Source organism: Microbacterium marinum (genome assembly GCF_014204835.1).
GTDB lineage: Bacteria > Actinomycetota > Actinomycetes > Actinomycetales > Microbacteriaceae > Microbacterium > Microbacterium marinum.
The window spans coordinates 490,012-509,496 of record NZ_JACHMD010000001.1; the positions used below are offsets into that span (position 1 = coordinate 490,012).

Annotated in this window: 20 protein-coding genes; 14 read left to right on the top strand and 6 right to left on the bottom strand. The window is 70.7% G+C overall.

Annotation, left to right across the window (positions count from 1 at the left end; all coding sequences use genetic code 11):
- Nucleotides 1-40: 40 nt before the first annotated feature.
- The 8 genes from BKA24_RS02405 (at nucleotide 41) to BKA24_RS02440 (ending at nucleotide 9,673) form a co-directional block, all read left to right on the top strand.
- A complete protein-coding gene (locus BKA24_RS02405; protein WP_184214706.1) occupies nucleotides 41-1,405 on the top strand; it encodes an APC family permease in 1,365 nt (454 codons plus the stop codon).
- A gap of 29 nt (nucleotides 1,406-1,434) precedes the next feature.
- Nucleotides 1,435-2,358, top strand: a complete 924-nt coding sequence (locus BKA24_RS02410; RefSeq protein ID WP_184214708.1) for an ROK family protein — start codon at nucleotides 1,435-1,437, stop codon at nucleotides 2,356-2,358.
- A 120-nt stretch (nucleotides 2,359-2,478) separates the two neighbouring features.
- A complete protein-coding gene (locus BKA24_RS02415; RefSeq protein WP_184214709.1) occupies nucleotides 2,479-3,729 on the top strand; it encodes an FAD-binding protein in 1,251 nt (416 codons plus the stop codon).
- A 30-nt stretch (nucleotides 3,730-3,759) separates the two neighbouring features.
- On the top strand, nucleotides 3,760-4,557 hold the full coding sequence (locus BKA24_RS02420; protein WP_184214711.1) for a thioesterase family protein: 798 nt from the start codon (nucleotides 3,760-3,762) through the stop codon (nucleotides 4,555-4,557).
- Between the two features lie 44 nt (nucleotides 4,558-4,601).
- The gene (locus BKA24_RS02425) at nucleotides 4,602-6,251 is read left to right on the top strand and encodes an FAD-binding dehydrogenase (protein ID WP_184214713.1); all 1,650 of its coding nucleotides are present in this window, start codon (nucleotides 4,602-4,604) and stop codon (nucleotides 6,249-6,251) included.
- A gap of 84 nt (nucleotides 6,252-6,335) precedes the next feature.
- Nucleotides 6,336-7,166, top strand: a complete 831-nt coding sequence (locus tag BKA24_RS02430) for an aldo/keto reductase (protein WP_184214715.1) — start codon at nucleotides 6,336-6,338, stop codon at nucleotides 7,164-7,166.
- A gap of 136 nt (nucleotides 7,167-7,302) precedes the next feature.
- Complete coding sequence (locus tag BKA24_RS02435; RefSeq protein ID WP_184214717.1) at nucleotides 7,303-8,808, top strand: MATE family efflux transporter; 1,506 nt, start codon at nucleotides 7,303-7,305, stop codon at nucleotides 8,806-8,808.
- A 67-nt stretch (nucleotides 8,809-8,875) separates the two neighbouring features.
- Complete coding sequence (locus BKA24_RS02440; RefSeq protein ID WP_184214719.1) at nucleotides 8,876-9,673, top strand: alpha/beta fold hydrolase; 798 nt, start codon at nucleotides 8,876-8,878, stop codon at nucleotides 9,671-9,673.
- Nucleotides 9,674-9,694: 21 nt separating this feature from the next.
- Here BKA24_RS02440 and BKA24_RS02445 read toward each other — a convergent pair whose 3' ends face one another.
- Entirely contained in the window at nucleotides 9,695-10,606 is a 912-nt protein-coding gene (locus BKA24_RS02445) for a hypothetical protein (protein ID WP_184214721.1), read from the bottom strand.
- 261 nt (nucleotides 10,607-10,867) lie between these two features.
- Between BKA24_RS02445 and BKA24_RS02450 the strand changes: the two genes are divergently transcribed.
- From BKA24_RS02450 to BKA24_RS02460, 3 genes are all read left to right on the top strand, one after another.
- A complete protein-coding gene (locus BKA24_RS02450) occupies nucleotides 10,868-11,323 on the top strand; it encodes a hypothetical protein (protein WP_184214723.1) in 456 nt (151 codons plus the stop codon).
- 158 nt (nucleotides 11,324-11,481) lie between these two features.
- Nucleotides 11,482-12,117: a DUF308 domain-containing protein gene (locus BKA24_RS02455; protein ID WP_184214726.1), complete on the top strand. Its 636-nt coding sequence runs from the start codon at nucleotides 11,482-11,484 to the stop codon at nucleotides 12,115-12,117.
- On the top strand, nucleotides 12,114-12,479 hold the full coding sequence (locus BKA24_RS02460; protein WP_184214728.1) for a hypothetical protein: 366 nt from the start codon (nucleotides 12,114-12,116) through the stop codon (nucleotides 12,477-12,479). The genes BKA24_RS02455 and BKA24_RS02460 overlap by 4 nt, the downstream gene beginning before the upstream one ends.
- 27 nt (nucleotides 12,480-12,506) lie before the next feature.
- On the opposite strand, the gene purB is transcribed toward BKA24_RS02460, so the two are convergent.
- The gene (gene purB, locus BKA24_RS02465; RefSeq protein ID WP_184214730.1) at nucleotides 12,507-13,892 is read right to left on the bottom strand and encodes an adenylosuccinate lyase; all 1,386 of its coding nucleotides are present in this window, start codon (nucleotides 13,890-13,892) and stop codon (nucleotides 12,507-12,509) included.
- A 42-nt stretch (nucleotides 13,893-13,934) separates the two neighbouring features.
- A complete protein-coding gene (locus BKA24_RS02470; protein WP_343065871.1) occupies nucleotides 13,935-14,435 on the bottom strand; it encodes a low molecular weight protein-tyrosine-phosphatase in 501 nt (166 codons plus the stop codon).
- Between the two features lie 112 nt (nucleotides 14,436-14,547).
- Here BKA24_RS02470 and BKA24_RS02475 point away from each other — a divergent pair, with 112 nt between their 5' ends.
- Entirely contained in the window at nucleotides 14,548-14,856 is a 309-nt protein-coding gene (locus BKA24_RS02475) for a hypothetical protein (protein ID WP_184214734.1), read from the top strand.
- Entirely contained in the window at nucleotides 14,849-16,165 is a 1,317-nt protein-coding gene (locus tag BKA24_RS02480; RefSeq protein ID WP_184214736.1) for a hypothetical protein, read from the top strand. Before BKA24_RS02475 ends, BKA24_RS02480 begins: the two co-directional genes overlap by 8 nt.
- On the opposite strand, the gene BKA24_RS02485 is transcribed toward BKA24_RS02480, so the two are convergent.
- On the bottom strand, nucleotides 16,137-16,529 hold the full coding sequence (locus BKA24_RS02485) for a phage holin family protein (RefSeq protein ID WP_184214738.1): 393 nt from the start codon (nucleotides 16,527-16,529) through the stop codon (nucleotides 16,137-16,139). The genes BKA24_RS02480 and BKA24_RS02485 overlap by 29 nt on opposite strands.
- Nucleotides 16,530-16,630: 101 nt before the next feature.
- Between BKA24_RS02485 and BKA24_RS02490 the strand changes: the two genes are divergently transcribed.
- Nucleotides 16,631-17,695, top strand: a complete 1,065-nt coding sequence (locus BKA24_RS02490) for a histidinol-phosphate transaminase (protein ID WP_184214740.1) — start codon at nucleotides 16,631-16,633, stop codon at nucleotides 17,693-17,695.
- A gap of 32 nt (nucleotides 17,696-17,727) precedes the next feature.
- On the opposite strand, the gene BKA24_RS02495 is transcribed toward BKA24_RS02490, so the two are convergent.
- A complete protein-coding gene (locus tag BKA24_RS02495) occupies nucleotides 17,728-19,185 on the bottom strand; it encodes a sugar porter family MFS transporter (protein ID WP_184214742.1) in 1,458 nt (485 codons plus the stop codon).
- 70 nt (nucleotides 19,186-19,255) lie between these two features.
- Complete coding sequence (locus tag BKA24_RS02500; protein ID WP_425488702.1) at nucleotides 19,256-19,429, bottom strand: hypothetical protein; 174 nt, start codon at nucleotides 19,427-19,429, stop codon at nucleotides 19,256-19,258.
- Between the last annotated feature and the right edge of the window lie 56 nt (nucleotides 19,430-19,485).

A 19,485-nucleotide genomic window follows, 5' to 3' on the forward strand; every position in this document is an offset into this window, starting at 1 on the left:
GGGGTTTGCACGATCCACCGCGTCACTGTTCCCTGGTCCGATGACGAATGACACCACCGCGCGGTCGGTCGAGGCCCAGCCCGGGCTGAAGCGCGCCATCGGCACGCCCCTGCTCTTCGCCTTCATCGTCGGCGACACCCTGGGCGCCGGCATCTACACCCTCGTCGGCACGATGGCGACCGATGTGGGCGGCGTGATCTGGCTTCCCCTCCTCATCGCGCTCGTCGTGGCTCTGCTCACCGCGGGAACGTACGCGGAGCTGATCACCAAATACCCCCATGCGGGCGGAGCCGCTCGCTACGTCGACAAGGCGTTCGGCATCCCGTTCCTGTCGTTCCTCGTCGGATTCCTGATGATGGCGTCGGGGATCACGACCGCGGCCGCGCTGGCGAACGCCTTCGCCGGTGACTACTTCTCGGCCCTCTTCGACATCCCGGCCATCCCCGTCGCGATCGGATTCATCGCGGTCCTCACCCTCATCAACCTTCGCGGAGTGCGCGAGTCGCTCGCGACGAACCTCGTCGCATCGATGATCGAAGTGACCGGCCTCATCATCGTCATCGTCATCGCCGCCATGGTCTTCGGTAGCGGCGGCGGCGAGCCGGCGCGGATCTTCGAGTTCGCGCCCGACGTCTCGCCGCTGGGCGGCGCGTTCGCGGCATCCATCGTCGCCTTCTTCTCGTTCCTCGGGTTCGAGGCGGCGGCGAACATGGCCGAAGAGGTCAAGAATCCGACGAAGGCCTATCCGCGAGCCCTGTTCGGCGCGATCTGCACGGCCGCCGTCGTGTACCTGCTCATCGCCATCGGAGCGGTCATCGTCGTCGAGCCCGCGAAGCTCGCCACCTCGACGGGTCCGCTCCTCGAAGTCGTGACCGCCAGCGGATTCGCGCTGCCGCCGTGGCTGTTCAGCGTGATCGCGCTGATCGCGATCGCGAACGGCGCGCTGCTGTTCATGGTGATGGCCAGCCGCGTCGGCTACGGATTGTCGGAGTCAGGACTGCTCCCGCACGCGTTCGGACGCGTGCTGCCGAGGCGACGCACGCCGTGGGTCTCAATCCTCGTCGTCGCCGGCGCCACCATGCTCCTCACCGTGATCGGCGACATCGGCACGCTCGCCGAGACGACCGTGCTTCTGCTCCTGCTCGTGTTCCTCTCGGCCAACGTGAGCGTGCTCGTACTGAAGAAGGACAAGGTCGAGCACAAACACTTCTCGGTGCCGCGCGTGGTCCCTGTGCTCGCGATCATCGCCTCGATCGTGCTGCTCACGCAGCAGACCGGCTGGGTGTGGCTGGGTACTGCCGGGTATGTGGTCGTCGGATCGGTGCTGTTCTTGGCCGCCTGGTTCACGCGCAAGCGCGGCGACGAGAAGCGCGCGCGCACCGGAGCGATCGACACCGTCGGCTGACGCGTGCCGCGCGTCCGTAGGGTGGAGGCGTGAGCGAAGCAGCTGCCCGGTACGCGTTGGCCGTCGACATCGGCGGGACCAAGGTCGAGGCGGCGCTGGTCTCCGGGTCGGGCGAGGTCGTCCAGGCTTCTCGCTCCCGCGTCCCTACCGGACGAGCGATCACGCGCGGCGGTCTCGAGCAGGCGGCAGCGGATGCCGCGTCGCAGGCGCTCGCGCACCTCGCGCCGGGCGACAGCGTCGTCGGTGTCGGTGTGGGCAGCGCCGGCCCCGTCGACCTGCCGTCGAGCACCGTCGCTCCCCTCAACATGCCGGATGCCGCCGGTGCCGGCTTCGCGCTCCTCGAACAGGCGGCATCCGCTCCGGTCACCCTGGCGCTGGACGGCACCTGCATCGCGCTCGCCGAGCACCGCTTCGGGGCCGCCCGCGGCGCGCGGAACGCCCTCGCGCTCGTGGTGTCGACGGGAGTCGGGGGCGGTCTCATCGTCGACGGTCGTCCGGCTCGGGGGAAGAGCGGCAACGCCGGCCATGTCGGGCAGTTGCGGATCGAACCGCGCGGCGACGGCGACATCGACGCGGGCACGGTCGAGCAGATCGCGTCGGGTCCGCACATCGTCCGATGGGCGCAGGCGAAGGGGTGGCGCGGCGAGACGGGCGAGGACCTCGCCCGCGACGCCGCCGCGGGACTGCTCCTCGCGGTGGCGGCGGTCGAGCGCTCCGCCTTCGCGGTCGGCACCGCGATCGCCAACGTGTCGACGCTTCTGGACCTCGACGTCGCCGTGATCGCCGGCGGATTCAGCGGCGTCTCGCCCGACTACATCCCGCTCGTCGCCGCGGCCGTGCGCGAGCAGGCGATGCTGCCGTACGCCCGCACCGTTGAGGTGCGGGCGTCGGGACTCGACGGCGCGGGCCCGCTCATCGGCGCGGCCGTGCTCGCGTTCGACGCGGCGGGCTGACCGGCAGCGCCTCCGCCTCCCTACGATGAGGGGATGAGCATCGAGCACACCGTCGTCTTCCGACTCGTCCACGGGCCCGAAGTCGCGGCGTTCCAGGAATACGACTTCGTCGGCTGACGCATGAACGAGGTCAACTGGGCCGGCAACGTCCGTTACGGGTCGACGCGCATCGCGCGGCCGACCACGATCGACGAGGCGCGCGCGCTCGTCGCAGGCGCCGATGCCGTGAAGGCGCTGGGATCCCGCCACTCCTTCACCGGCATCGCCGACACCGGCGGCATCCACATCTCCCTCGCCGGACTCGACGTGCCCATCCGCATCGACGCGGCTCGGCAGCGGGTTCGGGTGGGCGGCGGTGTGCGTTACGGCGAACTGGCCCAGCACCTCGAGCGCAACGGGTGGGCGCTCGCGACGCTGGCGTCATTGCCCCACATCTCGGTCGCAGGGGCGATCAGCACGGGCACGCACGGATCGGGCGTGGGCGTGCCGTCTCTCGCCGCAGCGGTCACGGGCCTCGACCTCCTCACGTCCACCGGCGACCTCGTCGCCATCGGCGAGGGCGACGCCGACCTGCGCGGAGCCGTCGTCGGCCTTGGCGCACTCGGACTCGTGACGACGGTCGAGCTGGCGATCGAGCCGAGCTACGAGGTCGCGCAGACGGTCTACGAGCAGGTCCCGTTCGACGCGGTCACAACGGGCTTCGACGAGATCATGCGCTCCGCGCACAGCGTCTCGCTCTTCACGACGCTGCGCGACGACGACCACGTCGACCAGGTGTGGCGGAAGGCGCGGACGGATGCCGCAGTGCGCCCGCTCCCCGCATCGCTCATCGACCGCGAGGCGACCAGGCCGCGGCATCCGCTGCCCGGCGTCTCCGCCGCATCGTGCACCGTCCAGGGCGGGGAGCCGGGCCGGTGGCTCGACCGGATCCCCCACTTCCGGTTGGAGTTCACGCCATCGAACGGCGACGAGCTGCAGTCGGAGTACCTCGTGGCGCACGAGCACGGCCCCGACGCGCTCGCCGCCGTCCGCGACCTCGCCGAGCTGCTGCGTCCGGTGCTGCAGGTCTGTGAGGTGCGCACGATCGCGAGTGATGACCTGTGGCTGTCGCCGGCGTCGGGCCGCGACTCGGTTGCCCTCCACTTCACCTGGACCGCGGACGGCGAGGGCGTCGCTCGCGTGCTGCCCGACCTCGAGGCGGCGCTCGCCCCGTTCGCACCTCGCCCGCACTGGGGCAAGGTGTTCGCACCGCGGCCGGTCGAGGCGTGGGCGGAACTCTACCCACAGTGGCAGGGGTTCCGCGAGCTGCGGGACCGTCTCGATGCGCGCGGCGCGTTCCGCAACGACTTCCTCCGCGGATTGGGGCTGTGACGCGAGCGAGCGGCGGGTGAGGATGGAACGATGACCGATCGCGCGATCCCCACCGCCTACTTCGATCGCATCGATGCGACGCGCTTCCGCGCCACGTCGTTGGTCGGCGGCGCCTGGAACATCGCCGAGCAGCACGTCGCCCCGCCGATGGGCCTGCTCGCCCACGTCATCGAGCAGGGCCACGCGACGCGCAGTCCGCAGCCGATGCAGCTCACCCGGCTGAGCATCGAGATCCTCGGCACCATCCCGATCGACGTCGTCGAGGTGACCACCTCCGTCGTCCGTCCCGGTCGCAGCATCGAGCTGGCCGAAGGCACCCTCTCGGTTGCGGGGCGCCCCGCGCTCATCGCGCGCGCGTGGCTGCAGCACACCCGCGACACGTCGGCGCTCGTGGGCTCGTCGCTCCCGGCGATGCCGACCCTCGACGACGTCGAGCGCGTGAACCCCAGCGATCAGTGGCCCGGCGCGTTCATCGAGACCGTCGGCGAGGTGCGCCGTCGGCAGGAAGAGCCCGGCCGCGCGTGGACCTGGATCCGGCCCGATGTGCCGCTCCTGGTCGGCGAACCGGTGTCGGCGACCGCGCGCCTGGTGGCGCTCGTCGACATCGCGAACGGCGTCACGCCGCGGGTCGATCCGCGGTCGGTGGCATTCCCCAACCTCGACCTGACCCTGCATCTGCTGCGCCCGCCCGTCGGTGAGTGGATCGGCTTCGACACGACCGTCAGCTTCGGCGCGACCGGGCTCGGCCTCACCTCGACGGTGCTGCACGACCTCGACGGCCCGATCGGCACGGTCGCGCAGACCCTCACGGTGCGCCCGCACGCCTGACGCGCCCGCTCATACCTACGATGTGAGCGTCGAAGGAGACGGATATGACGGATGCCGCGGACGCCATCATCGTGGGCGCGGGCCTAGCCGGAGTCGTCGCCGCGTGCGAGCTGCTCGATGCGGGCAAGCGCGTGCTGATCGTGGAGCAGGAGCCGGAGGCGAGCTTCGGCGGGCAGGCCTGGTGGTCGTTCGGCGGCATGTTCCTCGTCGACTCCGCCGAGCAGCGCCGCATGGGCGTGAAGGACTCGCTCGAGCTCGCCCGGCAGGACTGGTTCGGCTCCGCCGGCTTCGACCGCGACGAGGACCGCTGGCCGCGCGCCTGGGCCGAGGCGTACCTGCAGTTCGCGGCGGGTGAGAAGCGCGCGTGGCTGCGGGAGCGCGGCATCCGGTTCTTCCCTGTCGTGGGATGGGCCGAGCGCGGCGGCGACCGGGCGACGAGCCACGGCAACTCCGTGCCGCGGTTCCACATCACGTGGGGGACCGGCCCCGGCGTGCTCGACCCGTTCGTCGCGCAGGTCCGCGAGGCGGTCGCCACCGGTCGCGCCCGCATCGCCTTCCGCCACCGCGTCGACCGGATCGAGACGCACGACGGCGCGGTGACCGGGGTGTCGGGTGCGGTGCTGGCGCCGGATGCCGCCGAGCGCGGCGCTCCGTCGAACCGCGAGGCCGTCGGCGACTTCACGTTCACTGCGGGCGCCGTGCTCGTTTCGAGCGGCGGCATCGGCGGCAACCATGACCTCGTGCGCGCGCAGTGGCCGGAGCGGATGGGGCCGCCGCCGACGTCGATGCTGTCGGGCGTGCCAGCGCACGTCGACGGCCGCATGCTGGGCATCGCCGGCGACGCCGGGGCGCACCTCATCAACGGCGACCGCATGTGGCATTACGTCGAGGGCATCCAGAACCACAGTCCGGTCTGGCCTCGGCACGGCATCCGAATCCTGCCCGGTCCGTCATCGCTGTGGCTGGATGCCACCGGGCGACGCCTGCCCACACCGCTGTTCCCCGGCTTCGATACGATCGGCACGCTCGAGCACATCCTGAAGACCGGCCACGACCACAGCTGGTTCATCCTCAACCAGGCGATCCTGAAGAAGGAGTTCGCGCTGTCGGGCAGCGAACAGAACCCCGACCTCACCGGCAAAGACGTGCGGCTGCTCGCGCAGCGGCTGCAGCGGGGCCGCGCGACGGCGCCCGTCGAGGCGTTCAAGGAGCGCGGTGCGGACTTCATCGTCGCGGAGAGCGTGCGCGAGTTGCTGGAGGGTATGCACGCGGCATCCGGTGTGCTCGACATCGAGCGTGTACGGCTGGAACTCACCGCCCGTGACCGCGAGATGGCGAACGACTTCACGAAGGACGCGCAGATCACTGCGATCCGACAGGCGCGGCACTACCGCGGAGACAAGCTGCTGCGGGTTGCGACGCCGGGCCCGATCGCCGACCCGAAAGACGGCCCGCTCATCGCGGTGAAGCTCCACATCCTGACGCGGAAGAGCCTCGGCGGCATCGAGACCGACCTGTTGGGCCGCGCGCTCGGCGCCGACGGGGCGCCCGTAGCAGGGCTGTACGCAGCGGGCGAGGCGAGCGGCTTCGGCGGGGGTGGCGTGCACGGCTACCGCGCCCTCGAGGGGACGTTCCTCGGCGGCTGCGTCTTCTCGGGCCGCGCGGCCGGTCGCGCGATGGCCGCTGCGGTCTGAGCGTCGGTCTCCTCGTCGTCGCGTATGTCCTCGCGTTGCTCTCCTACCGCCGACGTGCCCTCTCAGCGTGACAGGCTTGAGGGCATGACAGTTCCGAACCTGACCCTCAACGACGGCCACACGATCCCGCAGCTGGGCTTCGGCGTCTTCAAGGTCGACCCCGCCGAGACCGAGCGGGCCGTCAGCGCCGCGCTCGAGGCCGGCTACCGCCACATCGACACCGCCGCGGTCTACCGAAACGAAGCCGGCGTCGGCCGGGCGATCGCGGCATCCGGCATCCCCCGCGACGAGCTCTTCATCACGACGAAGCTCTGGAACTCAGAGCAGGGCGCGGCGACCTCGCGCGGTGCGATCGAGACGAGCCTCGAGACGCTCGGTCTCGACTACGTCAACCTCTACCTGATCCACTGGCCGCGGCCCGACCTCGACCGCTACGTCGAGACGTTCCAGCAGCTCGAGCAGTTCAAGGCCGAGGGCCTGACCCGCTCGATCGGCGTCTCGAACTTCCACCAGCCGCACCTCGAGCGCATCCTCGCCGAGACCGACACGGTGCCGGCTGTGAACCAGATCGAACTTCACCCCGCGTTCGCGCAGCGCGCGCTGCGCGAATTCGGCGAGCCCCGCGGCATCCTCACCGAGGCGTGGGGACCGCTCGGCCAGGGCAAGTACGACCTCTTCGGCGAGAAGGCTGTGGCGGACGCCGCTGCCGCGCACGGCGTGACCCCGGCGCAGGTCGTCATCCGCTGGCACCTGCAGCAGGGGATCATCGTCTTCCCGAAGTCGTCGACCCCGGCGCGCATCGCCGAGAACTTCGACGTCTTCGGTTTCGAGCTCACCGCCGACGAGGTCGCCGCGATCGACGCGCTCGACCGCGGCCAGCGGGTGGGCGCCGACCCCGACACCGCGATCTTCTGACGCACTCGAACGGGCTCCGCTGCCGCGGGGCCCGTTCGTCGTTTCCGGGCTTTCAGGCGGTGCGGCATCCGCCGTACAATGGATCCTCGAATCGATTCGAACCTGCCCTTGAGGCACTTCCAGCCTGAAAGACCGAATGGCCACCTCCCTCACGACGGGCCGCCCCTGGCGCGTCATCCTCCTGTTCACCGTGCCGCTGATGATCGGCAACGTGGTGCAGCAGCTGTACCACTTCGCCGACACCGTCGTCGTGGGCCGGCTGCTCGGCGTCGAGGCGCTCGCCGCCGTCGGCGCGACCGGGAGTCTGCTGTTCCTGCTGCTCGGGTTCGCGTGGGGCCTCACCTCGGGCTTCGCGATCCCGACGGCCACCGCCTACGGCGCCCGCGACGCCGACGCGGTCCGCCGTTCGGTGGCCACCGGGGCGATCCTCAGCGGCGTGACGAGCGTGCTGCTCACCATCGGCGCGCCGTTCCTGTCGCGCCCGGCGCTCATCGCGCTGCAGACGCCGCCCGAGCTGCTCGACGACGCGACGACGTTCACCGTCATCAGCTTCCTCGGCGCGGGCGCGCTGATGTTCTTCAACTTCCTGTCCGCGGTCATCCGGGCGATCGGCGACTCGCGGACCCCGCTGGTGTTCCTCATCATCGCGTGCGTCCTGAACGTCGTCCTCGTGATCGCGGCGATCGCGTGGCTCGGGCTCGGCGTCGGTGGAGCCGCGCTCGCGACCGTCGTCTCGCAGGCCGTCTCGGTGCTGCTCTGCCTCGCGTACGTGCGCCGCCGCATCCCGGCGCTGCGCTTGCGCCGCGACGACTGGCGCGTCACCCGCGCCGACGTCCTCGAGCACCTGCGCCTCGGCCTGCCGATGGGGTTCCAGGCGTCGATCATCGCGATCGGCGCGCTGACCGTGCAGGTCGCGCTGAACACCCTCGGCTCCGACGCCGTCGCCGCCTACACCGCGGCATCCCGTGTCGACGGACTTGCGGTCGCGCTCCTCCAGTCGATGTCGCTGGCCGTGTCGATGTACGTCGCGCAGAACTACGGCGCCGGTCGCCCCGACCGCATCCGCAGGGGGGTCGTCCAGGCGATCTGGATGGCGATCATCGGCGCGGTCGCGCTCGGCCTGCTCCTCGTCACCCTGGGCGGTCCTCTTGTGCGACTGTTCGTCGGCGACAGCGCCGACGTCGTCGTCCACATGGCCGTCTCGATGCTCATCATCAACGGCGTCAGCTACACGTTCCTCGGGGTGCTGTTCGTCACCCGCGGGGCGCTGCAGGGGCTTGGCGATGCGATCATCCCGACCGTCACCGGTGTGGTCGAGCTCTTCGCGCGCGCGGGGGCGGCGATCATCCTCGGCGCGACGATGGGCTTCGTCGGCGTCGCGTGGTCGAATCCGTTCGCGTGGATCGGCGCCGCGCTGATCCTGGTTCCCGCCTACATCCGGGCGCACAAGCGCCTCGCGACCATGCCGATGGCGCCGATGACGATCACGCCGACCACGCCGATCGCGGTGATCGGACCCGTCGACGGATCGATGAACGTCGAAGCCGTCGTCACGCAGCCGGTGCGGCTCCCGCAGCCGTCGTCGCGCATGCAGCGCGCGCTGCGTCGGCGCCCCACCCGGCGTCGGGTCCGCAAGGACTGACGGCGAGCGGATGCCGCGCCGGTGGCATCCACTCTGCCCGTCAGCCGCGAGGGTGCACAATCGTGTGATGGCTTCACCGTTTCCCGCGCTGACCGAGATACCCGACCCGCGCTACGTCATGGTCGGCGACGGATACCGTGTCGCCACGTACGAGTGGGGTCCGGCAGAGGCGACGACGGTCCTGGTCGTGCACGGCTTCGCGTCCAACGCGCGCGACAACTGGGTCAACACCGGGTGGGTGCGCGACCTCCTCCGCGCGGGCTATCGCGTGCTCGGGGTCGATCAGCGCGGTCACGGCCTCAGCGACAAGCCGCACGAGGCCGCCGCGTACGCGCTGCGCACCCTCGTCACCGACGTGGAGGCGGTTCTCGACACCTACCTCGTCGATCAGGCTCTCTACGTCGGATACTCGCTCGGCGCACGGGTCGGGTGGGAGGTCGCCCGCGACCTGGCGCCGCGCATCGACCGCGTCGTGCTCGGCGGGGTTCCCGACGGAGTGCCGCTCGGCCGGCTCGACCTCGACCAGGTGCGCGCGTACGTCGACGAGGGCGTCCCGGTGACAGATGCCGTGACGCAGAACTACATCGCCCTGACCGAGCGCGTGCCCGGGAACGACCTCCGCGCGCTCCTGGCGATCGCGGGTGGGATGCGGGCCACCGGCACGGTCGATCCCGACCCTGCGAGCGCACCGTCTCAGCCGGTGCTCTTCGCGACCGGCTCGAAGGACGGGATCATCGAGGGCTCGAAGGCGCTCGCCGCCGCGACCCCGCAGGGCCGCTTCGTCGAGATCCCCGACCGTCACCACTTCAACGCGCCCGGCTCCCGCGCCTTCCGCGAGGCCGCCCTCGCGTTCCTCGCGGAGTAACGGCGCGCCGCGCCGACGCCCTCAGCCGCGAGGCGCTGCGCGCCACGGGGCGCGGGGGACGAGTTCAAGACGCGCCACCCACCGCGCGAGGATCACAGCGACCAGCGTGGCGATGACCTTGTCGACGATCGATACGAGGAACCCGACGGAGAAGACCGCGGGGACGATTCCCGACGCGGCCTCCATGGCGATCACGTAGGCGTTGCTCGCGTGCCCCATCCCGCTGTACATGAGGACGTTCAGCGGCACGCTGACGAGGGTGCACGCGAGCGCGACGGCCACGGTCAGCAGGAGCAGTCGGCCCCATGTCCGCCCGTATCTCCGCATGCCGTACCCCCAGATGAGCGCGCCCACGACGTTGACGAGCGCGAACACGATCGTCTCGGGGCTCGACGTGATCGCGCCGAGTGTGTTCGTCGCGACGGCGACCGCGACGGCATGCCAGGGTCCGAAGACGAAGGCCACGAGGGCGGTACCGGCCATGTCGAGGAAGAGGGGGAGCTGCAGCTTCACGGCGATCGTGCCGCCGAAGAGATTCATGAACACGGCTGCCGCCATGATGGCGACGATGAGCGCTGCGCGCAGCCGGGGGATGAGCGGGTCCGGCCCGTTCGGGGTGGGCTCGCCTCGATCGACGAGGTGTCGTTCGAGCGAGCGAGCGCGCCACCCGGCGGCCTCCGCATCACTCTCGCCCAGCGCGAGCGCGATGTCCGCGATGAGGTCGGCGTCGACTCGCCGACGCCCCGGTTGGAAGGCGTCGTACACGGTCGACCGGGCCACACGCGCCGCCGAAGCGTTCGCCCCGCGAGCTTCGCGGGCCGCCGCCACCCGCTCCGCTATCGCCGAGTACGAGACGTTGCCCGCGGAGATCCGCAGTCGCTGCAGGTCCTCCGCGAACGCGTCGTACACGATCGCCGAATCGTCCGTTCCCATCGCTCCCCCACACGCCCCAGAACTGCTCCGACTGTAACCGAGTGGGGGCCCGAACGAGCGCGCGGCCGTGTTCTCGCAGTGGCGTCCGGACGACGGCGATAGTGATCCGTGTCCCCGCTCGACGCTGTCGCCGCCGCTCGCGCGAAGCTCGAGCGATACGCTCGGCCCCATGGTCGACTAGGGCGTGCACGATTGGGCCGTACGCGACCCCGCCGGCAACCTGCTCCGCATCCGCCAGAACTGACACACGAAAGGCAGACCATGACCGGCAAGACCAGTGAGGGCGCGGGCTTCAGCGACGACGAGAAGGCGGCGATGAAGCAGCGCGCCGAAGAACTCAAGGCGATGAAGGGGCTCAAGGGCGCCGCCAAGCTCGCGAAAGAGAACGAGGCGTGCCTCGACGCGATCGAGAAGCTCGAGGGCGGCGACCGTGCGATCGGACAGCGCGTCCACGTCATCGTGCTCGAAGAGGCGCCGCACCTGCGCCCGAAGACCTTCTACGGCTTCCCGGCGTACGCGAACGAGGACGGCAAGGTCGTCGTCTTCTACCAGCCGGCATCCAAGTTCAAGACCCGCTACGGCACAGTCACCTTCGACGAGCCGGCCGCCCTCGACGACGGCCCGATGTGGCCGGTCTCGTTCGCGGTGCTCGAGGTGACGGATGCCGTTGAGTCGAAGCTCCGCGAACTCGTCAGGACCGCGGCACCGACAGGCTGACGATCCGGTCGTCGCCGCGGCGGACGTTGCTCGAAACGAAGGGTCGTCGAGCGCGGTGCATGCGTCCAGTCAGCCCGGCATCCTGCTGCGGAGGAAGCGTCCCAGGCAGGACGACCTAAACTGGAAGGGTTCCTTTCCCGTCTGTGAGAAGCATCCCCGTGCCTGACGCCGCCCCCCGCACCTTCGAGGTGCGTCATCTTCAGCTCGCGCGCGCCCTCTTCGCGGCGATCGCGGCCGTCATGATCACCTTCTCGGGCGACCACTCCGCCGCAGTCGGGGTCTCGGTCTTCAGCGGCTTCGCCGTTGCCACCGCGCTGGGCTTCTTCCTCGCGGTGTGGCTCGTCTTCCCCGCGGGTGAGCGGTGGCCGTCCGTCGTTCTGGGGCTGCTGACCCTCGTCGCCGGCATCGTGGGAAGCTTCCCCGGCCTGCGGACCACTGCGGCGTTCTTCGTCCTCGTCGCCGTGTGGGCACTCGTCGCCGGCGCCGCAGAGCTCATCATCGGTCTCGTCGGTCGCCGCCGCGGCTGGGCGATCTCACGCGAGTCGGTGTTCGTCGGCATCCTCACCGTGGTGCTCGGCGTCGCGCTTCTTGTGATCGACCCCGATTACCGCCTCGAGTACTACATCGAACAGGCCAAGCGCTCGTTCACCCTGACCGGCATCACGATCGGAGTGGGCGTGTTCGGCGCGTACGCGGCGATCGTCGCCGTCTACCTCGGCATCGCGGCATTCTCGCCGCGCCCCGAGCCCGCGGTCACCGCGGACCGGGCCGACAACCCCGGAGGCCACGCATGAGCGAGCAGAACCCCACCCGTCGCGACCTGATGCGCCCCGCGCAGCTGGTCGGACTCGCCCTGATCGCGGCCGTGTTCGCCGGCATCGTCACCCTCGTGTCGATGGGCATCCTGCAGGATCCGCGTCCCGTGCCCGAGGGTGCCATGCACCCGCACCTGCGAGCCTGGATGGTGAGCGGGATCGTCGCCGGCATCACGTTCATCGCGACGCTCGTGATCATCGCGCTGTCGCTGCTGGCCGTCGACCCCGCCAAGGCGGCCAAGCCCGTCACCCGCGGTCTGCTGCTCGATCCTGAGACGGATGCCGACGGCGGCGACGCCCCCGACGGTCAGGACCGCCCCGCTCCGCCCCGCGGCCACTGACCCGGACGCCCGCGGCGTCGCCCGCGGCTACGCGCGCAGCTCGTCGACCAGGCGGTCCGCGAGGCCGGCGTAGGTGGCGGGGGTGAGCGCGAGCAGGCGCTGCTTCGCGGCATCCCCGATGTCGAGGCCGCGCACGAACTCGGCGAGCTCGGGCGCGCCGACGCGACGTCCGCGGGTGAGGTCCTTCAGCAGCGCGTAGGGGTCGGTGATCTGCGAGCGGCCGGCGACGATCTCGGCGCGGACGACGGTCTGGATCGCCTCGGCGAGGACCTCCCAGTTCGCGTCGAGGTCGGCCAGCAGCACGTCGCGCGAGAGCGAGATCTCGGTGAGGCCGCGCTGCAGGTTGTCGAGGGCGAGCAGCGAGTGGCCGAAGGCGACGCCGATGTTGCGCTGCGTCGTCGAGTCGGTGAGGTCGCGCTGCTGACGCGAAGTGACGAGGGTCTGCGCGAGCGTCGTGAACAGACCGCCGGCGATCTCGAGGTTCGCCTCGGCGTTCTCGAACCGGATCGGGTTGATCTTGTGCGGCATCGTCGACGAGCCGGTCGCCCCGGCGACGGGGATCTGCGCGAAGAAGCCCATCGAGATGTAGGTCCACACATCGGTCGCGAGGTTGTGCAGGATGCCGCCGGCGTGACGCACGCGGTCGTACAGCTCCACCTGCCAGTCGTGCGACTCGATCTGCGTGGTCAGGACGTTGAAGCCGATCCCGAGACCCTCGATGAACTCCCGCGAGAGCGTCGGCCAGTCGAGGTCCGGCTCTGCGGACAGGTGCGCCGACCAGGTGCCGGTCGCGCCGGAGAACTTCGCGAGGTACTCGCCGCCCGCGATCTGCGCCGCGACGCGCTGCAGGCGCCACGCGAAGACCGCGAGCTCCTTGCCCATCGTCGACGGCGTGGCCGGCTGACCGTGCGTGCGCGAGAGCATGACCGCGTCGCGGTGCTCGTCGGCCAGTGCGGCGAGGGCGTCGATGACGGCGTGCAGCTTCGGCAGCCAGACCTGCGTCACGGCGCGCTGCACCGTCAGGGCGTACGAGGCGGAGTTGATGTCCTCGCTCGTGCACGCGAAGTGGGTGAGCTCGGCGACGGCGTCGAGACCGAGCGTCGACAGGCGGTCGCGGACGAGGTACTCGACGGCCTTCACGTCGTGACGGGTCACGGCCTCCTTCTCGGCCAGCCACCCGATCTCGGCCTCGCCGAAGCCTTCGTAGAGGGCGCGGAGCGAGCTCTTCTGCTCGTCGGTGAGCGCGGCCGAGCCGAACAGGCCGCGATCGGTCAGCGCGATGATCCACTCGACCTCCACCTCGACCCGAGCGCGGTTGAGCCCCGCTTCCGAGAGGAATTCGGCGAGGGGAGCGACAGCTGCGGCGTACCGTCCGTCGAGAGGGCTGAGGGACTGGGAGGGCAGGGCGGTCACGCGGCTCCGTTCGGGGGTGCGGGCCCGGGGCAGATCGTGGCCTCAGGGGCGAATCGCGGGTTCGAGCTGCCGGAAGAGCGCCCGGCATGCGCTCTCGATCATACCGAGCACCTCGTCGAACATCTCGGAGCTGCCGTAGTAGGGATCGGGCACGTCGAGCACCCCGTCACCGCGGGAGTCGAAGGGGAGCAGGAGGCTCAGCTTGTCGGCATCCGTCGGGGTGCGGGCCCATTCCGACAGGGCGCGTTCGTGCGACCGGTCGAGCGCGACGATCAGGTCGTTGCGGTCGAAGTCGTCGAGGGAGAACTGGCGGGCGCGGTGCCTCGACCCGTCGTATCCGTGACGTGTCAGCGCCTCGAGCGTGCGGAGGTCGGCGCGCTCGCCGACGTGCCAGTCGCCGGTGCCCGCGCTCGACGAGATCACCCGGTCGGCCATGCCCGCCTGGTCGGCGAACCAGCGGAAGACGACCTCGGCCATGGGCGATCGGCAGATGTTTCCCGTGCACACGAAGACGACGCGGAAGGCGGCGTCGGATCCAGGCACCCCTCCATTGTGGTGATCCGAGCGCCTTCTGCACAGACGGAGTCTCCCCGAAGCTTTCCCCGCGGCGGTGCTGAGCCCTCCTCGAACGGATGCCGCAGCCCAGAGTCGACGCATGACCACGAGCATCTCGCCCGGAACCCTCCTGTTCGGCACCTTCTCGGACGGCGCCGTCCAGGCGATCGGCGCGGCCCTCGACCCGGCGGTCAGAGCGGACGGCCAGGCATTCCGCCTGCAGACGGCGGCGGCATCCATTGCCCGCGCGACCGACTGGCAGGCACGCGCGGCCGAGGCCTACCGGGCGGCGATGGACGCGTGGCTCGTCGACCTGGCGCTGCTGCGGATCGACCTCGACGCCATCCTCGGCGATCTGCGTGCCGAGTACTCGCGGCTGTCGGCGCTGAGCGGCCGGGCCGATGGGTGACGACGCTCTCGAGCTTCGCAGCGGGAGCGTGGTCGCCGTCGACACCGAGACCCTCCGCGCAGCGGCCGCCCGGTTGGAGCTGCTGTCCGACGACACCGAAGCGGTGCGCGCGAGTCTGAGCGAGGCGCTCTCGGCGCTGTACGCGACGCGGTCGGTGTCGGCCTCGGCGGGGTCGCTGCAGCACCTGATGCACCGCGCCAGCGACCTCGTCACCCGGGCGGGCGACCTCGCGCGGGGCCTGCGAACGATGGCGACCACGTACGAGTTCGTCGAGCTCGAGGCGCGGAAAGCCGCCGCCCTGGCGGCGGGCGACACCGCGGCGGCCCTCGACTACACGCTCCGCTCGCAGGAGCTCGCCGCGTCGTCCCCCGATGCGGCGCGACTGGCCGAGCTCGTCGTGCAGGCGCGCCCCGATCCGCACGGCGACATCCTGACGCAGCTGTTCTTCGGCACGCTCCCGTTCGGCGCGGTCGGTGCGGGTGTCTTCGGACTCGGCGGCGTCCTCCTGGCCGCTGCCAAGGGATTCGGGCTCGGCGCGGTCCCTGCCGACAGCCGGCACCTCCGCCTCGCCCCGACGCCCCGCGTCACCCTCCGCGAGGCGAACGCCGGCACGGCTCCGGCGACCCTGCGCGACGTCGCGGCACGCGTGCCGACCGGCGATCCCGGCGGCATCCGTGTCGAGAGGTATGCGATGCCCGGCGGCGGGCGACGCTTCGCGCTGTACCTCACCGGGACGCGCTCGATCGGCGGCCCCGACGTGTTCGACATGGGATCGAACACGAACCTGTATCTGCGGAAGGATGCCGAGTCGCTCGCCGCCGCGCGCATCGCGCTGCAGCGCGCCGGCGCCGAGCCGGGCGATGCCGTGCTCGTCAGCGGGCACTCGCAGGGAGCGATGGCCGCGAGCCGGCTCGCGCTCGAGGGGGAGTACGACATCACCGCGATGGTCGGCTTCGGCAATCCGATCCAGGCCGACCTCGGGCCGGACACCCTGCAGGTCGACGTGCGTCACACCGACGACCCGGTGTCGGCGCTCGCCGCCGGAGGGCACGACGCCTCGATCGGCGCTCCCGGAAGCTTCGTCGCGGAGCGTTCGGCGGACCCGCTGCCCACCCTCGGCGACCTCCGCGTGCAGGTGCATCAGATGGACGCCTACATGGCGTCGGCCGAGATGCTCGATGCGTCGACCGACCCGCGCATGGACGCGGTGAGGGAGCGTCTCGCGGAGCTCGGGACGGCGGCATCCGTGGAGGTGTTCGTCTACGACGCCGAGTCCACCGTCAGCGCTTCGTCTGAGGACGGAGGATGATGCCGAAGATCCAGTTGATGATCGAGATCACGAGAGCCGCGATCACACCGAGCCAGAAGCTCTCGACCGTGAGACCCCAGCCCCACCACTCGGTGAACCAGCCGGTGAGCCAGAACAGGAAGCCGTTGATGATCAGCGAGATCAGGCCGAGGGTCAGGATGTAGAGCGGGAACGCGAGGATCTTCAGAACGGTGCCGATCACCGTGTTCACGATCGCGAAGACGGCGGCCACGGCGAGCAGCGACAGGACGAACTGCAGTGTCTCGCCGGGGGCGAACGGGGTCACCTCGACCCGCAGCGGCTCGATCAGGGTGACGACCCAGATCGCGAACGCGTTGATCACGACGCGGATGATGAAGCGCATATCCGCAGTCTCCCACGGCCGACCGCACCCGCACAGGGTCTTGCGCGGGGGACACAGGTCCGTGCTCCCCGACCGGAGAGCGGCCTCCTAGACTCGGGTGCGTGACCGACATCCCCGTCCGCGTTCGTCCCGAGATCGCCGCACTCCCCGCCTACAAGCAGGGCAAGCAGGCCGGTGCGACGGCGTACAAACTGTCCAGCAACGAGAACCCGTTCGACCCGCTGCCCGGCGTCGTCTCGGCCGTGCAGGCGGCGACCGCGTTCAACCGGTACCCCGACGCGCTCGCCGGCCGGCTGCGCGATCGTCTCGCGCAGCGCTACGACGTCAGCGCCGACCGCGTGCACGTGGCGGCGGGGTCTGTCTCGATCCTGTACCAGCTCGCCCAGGCCGTGGCGACGGTGGGCGACGAGATCGTCCTCCCGTGGCGTTCGTTCGAGGCCTACCCCGGGATCGTCACGGTCACGGGAGCCACCGCGGTCATGGTCCCCCTGACGGATGCCGCGGAGAACGACCTCACCGCGATGGCCGCCGCGGTGACCGACCGCACCCGCGCGATCTTCGTCTGCACGCCCAACAACCCGACGGGGGCGATCGTGACGCAGGCCGCGTTCGACGCGTTCGTCGCGGCGATCCCGTCCGACGTGCTCATCGTCCTCGACGAGGCCTACGCCGAGTTCGTCACGACGCCCGACGCGGTGGACGGGACGGCGGTCGTCGCCGCCGGCCACGAGAACGTCGTCGTGCTCCGCACCTTCTCGAAGGCCTACGGCCTCGCGGGCCTGCGCATCGGGTACGCGATCGGGCATCCGCGCATCCTCGATGTCGCCCGCAGCGCCGGCATCCCGCTGTCGGTCACGGCGCAGGCCGAGGCGGCGGCGCTCGCCAGCCTCGACGCCGAGGAGGAGCTCCGGGCACGCGTCGCCGCGGTGTCCGCGCGGCGCGACGCACTGGTGTCCCGCCTGCGCGACGCAGGCTGGGACGTGCCCGACGCACAGGGCAACTTCGTGTGGCTTCCCGCGGGGGAGCGGTCGCTCGAGGTCGCTGCCGCGTTCGAGGCCGCCGACCTCGTCGTCCGTCCCTTCGCCGGCGACGGCGTGCGTGTCTCGGTCGGCGAAGAGGAGTCCGTCGAGCGGGTCGTCGCCGTCGCGGCATCCGTTCGTCCCTGACGCGACGCCGCGGCCATGCCGCGCCGCGCGGGTCAGGTCCGCGTCGTCTTCGGCGTGCGCGTGAAGAGGGTCTCGGTCTGCTCGAGCTCCATGCCCTTGGTCTCGGGCACACGCCACGCGACATAGACGAACGAGAGCGCGGCGAACAGGGCGTACATGCCGTATGTGACCGGCAGCGACCACCCCGACATCGCCGGGAACGAGACCGTGATGAGGAAGTTCGCGATCCACTGCGCCGCGGCGGCGACGCCGAGCGCCTTGCCGCGGATGCGGCTGGGGAAGATCTCGCCGAGGAGCACCCACACGAGCGGACCCCACGAGGCGCCGAAGCCGACGACGAAGAGGTTCGCCGCGACCAGCGCGATCGGTCCCCAGGCGCCGGGGAGCGTCGGCTCGCCGTCGACCTGCTCCGCGAACGAGAACGCGAGCGCCATCGTCGCGAGCGACAGGGTCATGAGCACCGACCCGGTCAGCAGGATGGGCTTGCGCCCGACCCGGTCGACGAGCCAGATCGCGATGAGGGTCACGACGACGTTGGTGACCGAGGTGATCACGCTGATGAGCAGGGAGTCGCTCTCCTCGAAGCCGACCGCCTTCCACAGCGTCGTCGAGTAGTAGAAGATCACGTTGATGCCGACGAACTGCTGGAACGTCGACAGGATGATGCCGACCCAGACGATGCCCTGCAGGCCGAGGACGGGGCCGCGCAGCGACGCGCCCTTGCTCTTCTGGTCCTGTTCGATCGCCGAGCGGATCTCGTTGACCGACTTGTCGAGGTCGGCCTGCGGCACGAGGCGGGCGAAGATCTCGCGGGCCTCGTCGGTGCGCCCCTTCGCGAGGAGGTACCGCGGCGACTCCGGCATCGTGAACGCGAGCGCGCCGTAGACCAGGGCGGGGATGACGCCGACGAGGAACATCCAGCGCCAGGCTTCGAGGCCCCACCACAGCTGTTCGGCGGCGCCGCCCGCGGTGTTCGCGAGCACGGCATCCGAGAGAAGGGCCGCGAAGATGCCGAGCGTGATCGCGAGCTGCTGCAGCGATGCGAGGCCACCGCGGATCTGGCGCGGGGCGATCTCGGCGATGTACGCGGGGGCGACGACCGAGGCGATGCCGATGCCGATGCCGCCGACGACGCGCCAGATGATCAGGTCGGGCACGCTGAAGGTCAGTCCCGAACCGATCGACGAGACGAGGAACATCACGGCGCCGAGCATCATCGTCTTGAGGCGGCCCCACCGGTCGGAGAGTCCGCCGGCGATGATCGCACCGGCGGCGCAGCCCAGCAGTGCGACGGCGACGACGAAGCCGGTGAGCACCGGGTCGAGCTCGAAGTTGCCAGAGATCGCATCGACCGCGCCGTTGATGACCGACGAGTCGAAGCCGAACAGGAAGCCACCCACCGCGGCGGCGACCGACAGTCCGATCGCCCGCCTTCCGTAGGGGCTCTTCAACGAGAAGGCGTCGGCGGGGATCGTTCCTGTCTTGCTCATGAGCGACGACGCTACGCCTGTCGTGATCGCCGCGCGCGGCCTTGCGCGCGCGGCGAAAACCGCCTAGCGGCTAGGCGGGGGTGAAGCCGAGCTTGTCCGCGCCGCGGGCAATCCACGGATGCCGAGCGAACGCGTCCCACACGAGAGTCGACCCGAGAGCGGCGGCGCCGAGCAGTGCGGTCGCCCCCTTGTTCAACCCGTAGCGGGGCTCCGCGTACCAGGGCTCGTCGCCTTCGAGGTTCACGCCGTCGGTGGCGCCCCATTCGTTCCAGGCGCCCGGGTGCTCGTCGCGGAGTACCC

Excerpts from the sequence above, each read along its gene's own strand:
- BKA24_RS02485 (WP_184214738.1), bottom strand. The coding sequence starts at position 16,529 with ATGCGCTTCATCATCCGCGTCGTGATCAACGCGTTCGCGATCTGGGTC.
- BKA24_RS02480 (WP_184214736.1), top strand. The coding sequence starts at position 14,849 with ATGGGTGACGACGCTCTCGAGCTTCGCAGCGGGAGCGTGGTCGCCGTC.
- BKA24_RS02420 (WP_184214711.1), top strand. The coding sequence starts at position 3,760 with ATGACCGATCGCGCGATCCCCACCGCCTACTTCGATCGCATCGATGCG.
- BKA24_RS02405 (WP_184214706.1), top strand. The coding sequence starts at position 41 with ATGACGAATGACACCACCGCGCGGTCGGTCGAGGCCCAGCCCGGGCTG.
- BKA24_RS02445 (WP_184214721.1), bottom strand. The coding sequence starts at position 10,606 with ATGGGAACGGACGATTCGGCGATCGTGTACGACGCGTTCGCGGAGGAC.
- BKA24_RS02475 (WP_184214734.1), top strand. The coding sequence starts at position 14,548 with ATGACCACGAGCATCTCGCCCGGAACCCTCCTGTTCGGCACCTTCTCG.
- BKA24_RS02450 (WP_184214723.1), top strand. The coding sequence starts at position 10,868 with ATGACCGGCAAGACCAGTGAGGGCGCGGGCTTCAGCGACGACGAGAAG.
- BKA24_RS02430 (WP_184214715.1), top strand. The coding sequence starts at position 6,336 with ATGACAGTTCCGAACCTGACCCTCAACGACGGCCACACGATCCCGCAG.
- BKA24_RS02425 (WP_184214713.1), top strand. The coding sequence starts at position 4,602 with ATGACGGATGCCGCGGACGCCATCATCGTGGGCGCGGGCCTAGCCGGA.
- BKA24_RS02460 (WP_184214728.1), top strand. The coding sequence starts at position 12,114 with ATGAGCGAGCAGAACCCCACCCGTCGCGACCTGATGCGCCCCGCGCAG.
- BKA24_RS02440 (WP_184214719.1), top strand. The coding sequence starts at position 8,876 with ATGGCTTCACCGTTTCCCGCGCTGACCGAGATACCCGACCCGCGCTAC.
- BKA24_RS02495 (WP_184214742.1), bottom strand. The coding sequence starts at position 19,185 with ATGAGCAAGACAGGAACGATCCCCGCCGACGCCTTCTCGTTGAAGAGC.
- BKA24_RS02435 (WP_184214717.1), top strand. The coding sequence starts at position 7,303 with ATGGCCACCTCCCTCACGACGGGCCGCCCCTGGCGCGTCATCCTCCTG.
- BKA24_RS02415 (WP_184214709.1), top strand. The coding sequence starts at position 2,479 with ATGAACGAGGTCAACTGGGCCGGCAACGTCCGTTACGGGTCGACGCGC.